Source organism: Clostridium sp. (assembly GCF_051278035.1).
Classification (GTDB): domain Bacteria; phylum Bacillota; class Clostridia; order Clostridiales; family Clostridiaceae; genus Clostridium_AD.
On sequence record NZ_JBNMNU010000039.1, the window covers coordinates 20,353 to 28,693 of the forward strand.

An 8,341-nucleotide genomic window follows, 5' to 3' on the forward strand; every position below is an offset into this window, starting at 1 on the left:
TAATGAATATAGATTGACAGGAGAGAAAATTATGGAGAAATTGACATTGCAGAATTTAGAGGGCGTATTATGGTCTTGTGCGGATATTTTGAGAGGTGAATTATCGGCCGCTGAATATAAAGATTACATATTTGGATTATTATTTTTAAAAAGATTGAATGATGAATTTGATGAGCAGGGAATGCTTGCAGGAGAAGTAGAGATTCTATTAAATGATAGCATTATTTATGAACTACAATAAAAGCAATTTCTAAAATATATTATTAGTCGAAAGTGTAAAGGATGAATTTTATGGAAAAATTAATATTTTATACAAGTTCATATGATGATATTATTGAATCAATATCAGTTATTTGTGGATGTAGTGTCGATAGTATAAAAACATGGTTGAAACAATCGCAACCTTTTATTAATACAAGTGCAAGTGATATAAAACTAAATTCTTTTTTTAAAAAAATAGGAATTAAGTTTACAGGAAATAATGAATTATATGAAATTATTAAATTTAATTCATGTGTTATCTCTCACCTTACAACAAGGATAAGTCAACCTGATAAATCAGATATTTATTGTCTCATTAAGGCTCTTTCATTGCCTACTGATATTAGCATCTTTTTAGCAAGTAAAGGACTGATTTTCAAGAAAACAACACAAGGATTAGCTACATATAATAGAAATAAAATCGTAGATTGGAACAATTATGATAGCTATTCAACTGCAAGAATTAAGGTAAGACTTAGAGTGAAAGATAAATACATTGATAATTGCATAAATGGTTTTTTATTTAATGATTTGATTTGGAAAGACAGTAATGTAAGGCATATTAAAGATTGCCCAGAAATTGTATCCGATATATGTGAGGTACTAAAAATAGAAGATATTGTACATGAATGGAATAATGTATCAAAACCTTATGTTGTAGGATTTTTAGCCGATGTTAAAGATATGATTTTTGATAAACAAACTCGATTAAATACAACAAAATCAAAAATATATTTAATTTACAAATACGCTATATACTATTTAGTACAGAGCTATCATGGAGTATGGAATCCCATATTTGATAATCAAATGGTTCGGTTACATGATAACTGTTCTGTTGACAAAAAAAGTATCATTGGATTTTATGAAATCGAAGAATAATAGTGTTAAGTAAATCTCCTATTATATGAACTTAGTATTAATATAGAGAAATATTTATTATCTTTGCTGAATAAAATGATTTATCCTTTATGTACAATTCAGCATAATTCTATTTATAGCATTAAGAAGATTTACATATAATAATATGAATTTCTGTAATATCAATTGTTATAAAATGGTATAAGAAGTACAATAAAAGAGGTTGGAAGGAGTGAAAAATGAAATGAGCAAAAAAGACCTATCAGAGCAAGACATATGCTTAAGATATATAACCCCTGCCCTTGAGTCTGCGGGGTGGGATAAAATGAAACAGATCCGTACTGAATATACATTTACAGACGGACAAGTTATTGTACGTGGAAACATATCAATGCGTGGAAAAAGAAAAAGAGCAGATTACATGCTTTCATATAAATCCAATATACCTCTTGCTATTGTTGAGGCTAAAGACAATAAGCATTTTTTAGGTGATGGCATGCAACAAGCCATTGAATATGTAAGAATCCTTGATATTCCATTTGCATACAGTTCTAATGGAGATGGATTTATAGAGCATGACATGGTTTCTGGAAATGAGAGACAACTATCCCTTAGTGAATTCCCTTCACCAGAAGACTTGTGGAATAAATATAAGTTTTATAAAAACATTGATACTAAAGAGCAAGAAGACATCGTTTCTGAGTCTTACCACTTCGCTACTGGTGATAAATCACCAAGATATTACCAAAGGATTGCAGTTAATAGAGTTGTTGAAGCTGTTGCTAAAGGAAGAGATAAACTCCTTCTCGTTATGGCAACTGGAACGGGTAAGACTTATACCGCATTTCAAATCATATGGAGACTTTGGAAAGCAGGTAAAGTAAAAAGAGTTTTATATTTAGCAGACAGAAACATTCTTATAGACCAGACAATTTATAATGACTTTAAACCGTTTGAAAGCGTGATGACTAAAGTGAAAAATAGAACATTAGATAGCTCGTATGAAATTCACATGGCTCTTTATCAGCAACTTGTTGGTCAAGATGGGAAGAGGATTTTCGAAGACTTCAAGCCAGATTTCTTTGATTTAATAATTATTGATGAAGCACATAGAGGTTCTGCTAAGGAAGATAGCCAGTGGAGACAAATCCTTGATTACTTTGGCAATGCTATACAAATTGGAATGACAGCTACTCCCAAAGAAACAAAAACAGTGAGCAATATTGATTACTTTGGAGAACCAATTTTCACTTATAGCTTAAAACAAGGTATACAGGATGGGTTCCTCGCTCCGTACAAGGTTTTACGTATAGGCTTAAATGTTGACCTTGAAGGATTTAGACCATATAAGGGTCAAACTGATATTAATGGAAATGTAATTGAAGATAGAGACTACAATATAAAAGATTATGATAGAAACCTTGTAATTGATGAACGCACGAAAGAAATTGCTAAACGAATCACTGAATTTTTAAAGCTTAATGACCGATACATGAAGACAATAGTATTCTGTGTCGACATTGAACATGCAAATCGCATGAGAATGGCACTTATTAAAGAAAATATAGACATAGTTAAAGACAGTCCAACCTATATAATGAAAATTACGGGTGATGATGATGAAGGCAAAGGTCAGCTTGATAATTTTATTGCTGTAAATTCTAAATTCCCGACAATTGCGGTTACAAGTGAACTTTTATCAACTGGCGTTGACGCAAAAATGTGTAAGCTAATAGTTATTGATAAACAACTGAACTCAGCAATAATGTTTAAACAAATTTTAGGTCGGGGTACTCGAATTAGAGAAGAGGATGGCAAGACATACTTCACTTTTATGGATTTTAGAAATGCTTCAAGACTTTTTGCAGATCCTGAGTTCGATGGAGAGCCCGTTAAAATAATTGAAGTGGGTGGAACTGAACCAATACCTGGTGATGATGAAGAAGATGAAGATGAAGGTGAGGATAATGGTGGAAGTCAAGGAGAAGGTGGTACAGGGGAAGATGACGGTGGTGGTTCTGAGCCACATCAAAAGTTTTATGTTAAAGGTGTTAAAGTAAAGATTTTGAACGAAAGAGTTCAGTATATCGACATTAATGGTAAACTTATTACTGAATCAGTTAAAGATTATTCTAAAAGGCATATTCTTGAGCAATATGATACCTTAGATAGTTTTATTAAAAGATGGAGTTCAGAAGATAAAAAGCAAGCCATTATTGATGAACTTAGAGACGAAGGTGTTTTACTTGATGCATTAAGAGAAGAAGCTGAACAAGACATTGATGATTTTGACCTAATCCTACATGTGGCATATGATAAAAAACCACTTTCAAGAGCAGAACGTGCAAATAACGTTAAAAAACGTGGATACCTTCATGAGTATTCAGATGTCGCACAGCAAGTTCTAAGTGGATTATTAGAAAAGTATAAGGATGCTGAAGTATTAGATTTCAGTGATACAAAAGTTCTTGAACTTAAGCCTTTTACCGAGATTGGAACTCCAGTTAAACTTGTAAAAGAATTTGGAAGTAAGAAAAACTATATTAAGGCTGTTAAAGAGCTTGAACAAATGCTATACGCATAATTGACAAGTCATACTATTTGGGATATAATGCTCACACAATCACATGAGCATTATATTTTTTGGGAGTGAATTAAATGGATAAAACGTTACTATTACTACTTGAAGATTATATTCAACTGAGGGGTTTGACGAAAAGCTTTACTCCTCTACTATACGAGTTGATAAGTATCAGGAACAGAGATGGAAAAATTATTGTAAATGCATCACTAAAAAGGGATATTGGGACGAGAATTAAGGCTACAGTAGGAAGTATTGATAATATGATTACTCGGTTAGTTGAGGCAGAGATACTAATTAGGATAGATCGAGGAATGTATGCATTTAGTAGTGAGTTAGTAGGGCTAAGTTATATGGATGAAGATACAATAAAAATGACAATCACGTACAATAATGAAAACAAAAACATTGAGATAAATGGAGGCGAAAATTAATGAGTATGACGAATTTTATTAAAAGAATACAGGACATTATGAGAAAAGATAAAGGTGTTGGAACTAACGATGTACTAATACTTGAACAGTTAGTCTGGCTTCTTTTCCTTTTCATATATGATTACAAGGAAGAAGAGTGGAGACTCTATGAGGATAACTTTGAAACAATTATCCCTGAGGAAATTAGATGGAGGAACTGGGCAGTTGATAAAAAGGATGGTAATTCTCTAACAGGAGAATCACTACTTATTTTTATAGACCAAAAATTATTACCAACTCTCAAAAAGCTTGAGATTGATGAAATGACTGACAGAAGAAAATCCATAGTTAAAAGCATTTTTGAAGATGCAAATAATTATATGAAAAATGGTACATATTTCAGACAGCTTGTAAATCTTATCAACGAAATGGATTTTGAGGACATTGAAGAACGTCATGCTTTTAATGATATTTATGAGAATATGCTCAAAAGTCTACAGACAGCAGGCAATAACGGACAATATTTTACCCCGCGTGCTCTGACTGTATTTACAGCAGAAATGACTAATTTAAAGATTGGTGATACTATGGCTGACTTTGCATCTGGTACTGGCGGATTCTTAACGAGTGCGTATGAGATTCTTAAAAAGCAGGCAAAAACAGTAGAAGACAATGAAATTATTAATAAAAGTATATATGGTGCTGAAAAGTTCCATCTTCCATACCTTTTAGGTGTGACTAACTTAATTCTGCATGGAATTGATATTCCAAATTTAGAACATAAAAACTCATTTTCAGATAATGTAAGGGAATTTGGGGACAAGGACAAAGTTTCTGTAATTCTAATGAATCCACCATTTGGTTCTAAGTCAGAGGATTCAGCAATTCAAAGCAACTTTCCTGCTGAATTTCAGACATCTGAAACAGCAGACCTTTTTATGGCTCTTATCATGCATAGAATTAAAGTTAATGGGCGTGTGGGTATTATATTACCTGATGGATTTATGTTCGGTGATGGTGTAAAACAAAGACTTAAAGAAAAGTTACTTAATGAGTTCAATCTTCACACAATTATTAGACTTCCAAATTCGGTGTTTGCTCCATATACATCAATAGCAACGAACATTTTATTCTTTGATTTTAACCAAACTGGTACTGAAAACATTTGGTATTATGAATTACCTTTACCCCAAGGCTTTAAAGCATTTTCAAAGACAAAACCAATGCTTTCTAAACATTTTGATCCTGTAAGAGGATGGTGGAATGATAGAAAGGAATCAGAATATAGTTGGAAAGTAACAAAAGAGCAAGTCATTAAAAGAGGATACAATCTTGATATTAAGAACCCAAATAAGCCTGAAGATGAAATTCTTGACCCAGTTATACTACTACAGAAATACAAAACTGTAAGCGAAGAAGTTAAAAGACTTCAAGGAAATTTAATAGAGGAACTTAAAAATTTATTATAGGAGGTGCAAGTATTGAGTGTTAATATAGAAAATTTTGAAACCATATTTGGGGTTAAGAATAATATTCAAGCTTTAAGAAATAAAGTGCTTGAACTTGCCATTCAAGGTAAGTTGGTTGAGCAAGATTTAAATTGCGAATCAGCGTATGTTCTCGTGAAAAAAATTAACGAAGAAAGAAGTAAGCTTGTAAAAGAAGGCAGAATAAAGAAATTGAATCCTCATGTACCAATTAGTGGGGATGAAATTCCATTTACAATACCCTCTTCTTGGGAGTGGATAAGGTTTGATAACATAGCCTTGTTTAAAAAAGGTCCATTTGGAAGTAGTCTTACTAAAAGTATGTTTGTTCCAAAGGGTAAAAACACTTACAAAGTATATGAACAAAAGAATGCAATCAGAAAAGATGACACGTTAGGTGAATATTTTATTTCTGAAGAAAAATTTAATGAGCTTAAAGGCTTCGAAGTGTTTCCTACGGACATTATTGTTAGCTGTGCGGGTACGATTGGTGAAACTTATGTCTTACCGTCAAAAATCGAGCGTGGAATTATAAATCAGGCTTTAATGATGATTGACTTATCGTGTTTAATAGAAAAAAATTTTTTTCTAATGTTTTTTGAAACGGTTTTAAATAGCCACATTACTTCAAAAAGCAATGGTTCTGCTATGAAAAACATACCATCGTTAGAGATATTAAAGAATATTCCGTTTTCTGTTCCACCATATAAAGAACAAATCCGAATCGTTGATAGGTATAAATGGTTCATGTCTGAAATTGACAAACTTGAGGAATCACTTCAGAAGAAAGAGCATCTTATGGAACTTCTTCCTAAAGCTGTTGTTGATGCTATTGGAAAATGCCAAACAGGTGAGGCACTTAAGGAACAATTACAGTTTGTGATTGAGCATCAAGAGACTGTCTTCCAAACGCCAGAGTCAATGCAAGAACTTAGAAATGTTGTACTTCAGTTAGCAATAGAAGGTAAATTAGTGCCACAAGATGCTACTGATGAACCATCATCAGATTTAATAAAGAGGATTCAAGTTGAAAAAGATAAGTTGTTGAAGGAAGGCAAGATTAAGAAACAACGGCCACTACCAAAGATTGAGGAGGGTGAAGTTCCGTTTGAGATTCCTGATAGTTGGAAGTGTATTAGATTAGGAACGATATGTAAAAAAATAGGTGCTGGTAGTACGCCTACAGGGGGCAAATCTGTTTATAAAGATAATGGGGTTAAGTTTATTAGGTCCCAAAATGTATATAATGATGGTTTGCGAATATCAAATGTGGCATTTATAGATGATTCTATAAATACCAAAATGAAGGGTAGTCAGGTTGAAAGCAAAGATGTACTACTAAATATTACAGGAGCATCAATCGGTAGATGTTGCGTTGTACCCGATAACTTTGGGTATGCCAATGTTAATCAACATGTAACAATAATTAGATTAGTAGATTTAGCAATGAAAGAATTTATACAAATTAATATGATTTCAAATTATATTCAAAAGTTAATAATGGATGTTCAGGTTGGGGTGTCAAGAGAAGGATTAAGTGGAATAAAACTTTCAAACTTTATTATTCCTTTACCACCAATTAATGAACAACATCGCATTGTACAAAAAGTTGAATTAATTATGAGTTTGATCGACCAGATGGAAGTGGAAATGAAACGAAAGGTTGATTTAGTGGAGAAGATGGCGAATATTTAAATGAACACAATTATTAGACAGGAGAATTCCTGTCTAATAATTGGTTACATTACCTTTCAGTATAGTAAATATCAAAAGAGCCATTTTATTACAGAAATCATAAGACGATACTCAGGTGCTTTAACAAGCTTGTTCCAGAGAATAATATTATATGAGGTAACACAGCTATCAAGAGAACTACAAGCAAGATGGGTGGGGATGATAACTGTTTAAACGTATGTGTTGATGTGGGCAAGACAAAGTCGATGTTTTTAAAAAGGCCGTTTTATAGGAGGCATACTATAACAGTAAAATTATATATTGATGTTCTAATCATTTTGGAAAGTTTACGGCCGCAATATAATTAATTTAGGTTATGTTAGACATAAATAGTGATATTATATATTAGTAGAGAATTAATTTTTAGAGGATTTTAAAATTGTCACACCTTCCTTTTATTAATTATGATATGCTAATGATAGATAGAGGCATTTGTCTTTAAGGTAGTTTATTTATATTTAGAAAGTATTAGGTAGTTTGCGACGACCCTACTACTTTCTTTTGCTTTTTTGAGATTTTCCATCAATATCAACAGAAACACTTTACCACTCCATTTACGACAAACCGATTTTATATTCTTATATCCTCAACATTATCTAACATAGCCTTAATTTAAAAGAATTTAGTTGTATAGAATCAGTGTAATACATAGACAAATATATATAAAAAAAGAGCCATTTTGCCGATAGCTCTTTACATTAGATTAAAACCCTTACCTATTAAATAATGTGCACTCCAACTTTGTATTCTTCTTAATTATACCATTAAAAACTACTTCTAAACGATATACAAAAGTTTTTATCTTTTCTTTCTAAAATTTCATGATTTAATAGTAAAAATTCGTACATAAGTGCCAGTTATTTGTTCTCGCCAACATTTGTATTTGTCAAGTGAAAACTCCCCCATATTCTAACCCAAAACTCCCCCACTAAAAATTGTAAAAAAAATAATATTTATCTTAATAATTGTATAGTTGAGAAAAATTTTATTGTTGTTTTGCAAGC

7 protein-coding genes are annotated in these 8,341 nt (G+C 32.0%); all 7 read left to right on the forward strand.

The annotated features are described in order from the left end of the window. Positions 1-31: 31 nt before the first annotated feature. The 7 genes from ACJAX4_RS07970 to ACJAX4_RS08000 all read left to right on the forward strand — a co-directional run bounded on the left by ACJAX4_RS07970 (position 32) and on the right by ACJAX4_RS08000 (position 7,511). Complete coding sequence (locus ACJAX4_RS07970) at positions 32-241, forward strand: type I restriction-modification system subunit M N-terminal domain-containing protein (RefSeq protein WP_435788927.1); 210 nt, start codon at positions 32-34, stop codon at positions 239-241. Positions 242-291: 50 nt separating this feature from the next. Further along, positions 292-1,143 (forward strand): hypothetical protein, encoded by an 852-nt coding sequence (locus tag ACJAX4_RS07975; RefSeq protein ID WP_435788928.1) that lies wholly within the window; start codon positions 292-294, stop codon positions 1,141-1,143. Positions 1,144-1,366: 223 nt separating this feature from the next. Further along, positions 1,367-3,706, forward strand: coding sequence for an EcoAI/FtnUII family type I restriction enzme subunit R (gene hsdR / locus ACJAX4_RS07980; protein WP_435788934.1), 2,340 nt, complete (start codon positions 1,367-1,369; stop codon positions 3,704-3,706). A gap of 74 nt (positions 3,707-3,780) precedes the next feature. Next, on the forward strand, positions 3,781-4,137 hold the full coding sequence (locus tag ACJAX4_RS07985) for a hypothetical protein (RefSeq protein ID WP_435788929.1): 357 nt from the start codon (positions 3,781-3,783) through the stop codon (positions 4,135-4,137). Continuing rightward, a complete protein-coding gene (locus ACJAX4_RS07990) occupies positions 4,137-5,585 on the forward strand; it encodes an N-6 DNA methylase (RefSeq protein WP_435788930.1) in 1,449 nt (482 codons plus the stop codon). Before ACJAX4_RS07985 ends, ACJAX4_RS07990 begins: the two co-directional genes overlap by 1 nt. 12 nt (positions 5,586-5,597) lie before the next feature. Next, positions 5,598-7,298, forward strand: coding sequence for a restriction endonuclease subunit S (locus tag ACJAX4_RS07995; protein ID WP_435788931.1), 1,701 nt, complete (start codon positions 5,598-5,600; stop codon positions 7,296-7,298). Next, positions 7,299-7,511, forward strand: coding sequence for a hypothetical protein (locus ACJAX4_RS08000; protein ID WP_435788932.1), 213 nt, complete (start codon positions 7,299-7,301; stop codon positions 7,509-7,511). It abuts the gene before it with no gap. Positions 7,512-8,341 lie beyond the last annotated feature (830 nt).

Excerpts from the sequence above, each read along its gene's own strand:
- hsdR (WP_435788934.1), top strand. The coding sequence starts at position 1,367 with ATGAGCAAAAAAGACCTATCAGAGCAAGACATATGCTTAAGATATATA.
- ACJAX4_RS08000 (WP_435788932.1), top strand. The coding sequence starts at position 7,299 with ATGAACACAATTATTAGACAGGAGAATTCCTGTCTAATAATTGGTTAC.
- ACJAX4_RS07970 (WP_435788927.1), top strand. The coding sequence starts at position 32 with ATGGAGAAATTGACATTGCAGAATTTAGAGGGCGTATTATGGTCTTGT.
- ACJAX4_RS07985 (WP_435788929.1), top strand. The coding sequence starts at position 3,781 with ATGGATAAAACGTTACTATTACTACTTGAAGATTATATTCAACTGAGG.
- ACJAX4_RS07990 (WP_435788930.1), top strand. The coding sequence starts at position 4,137 with ATGAGTATGACGAATTTTATTAAAAGAATACAGGACATTATGAGAAAA.
- ACJAX4_RS07975 (WP_435788928.1), top strand. The coding sequence starts at position 292 with ATGGAAAAATTAATATTTTATACAAGTTCATATGATGATATTATTGAA.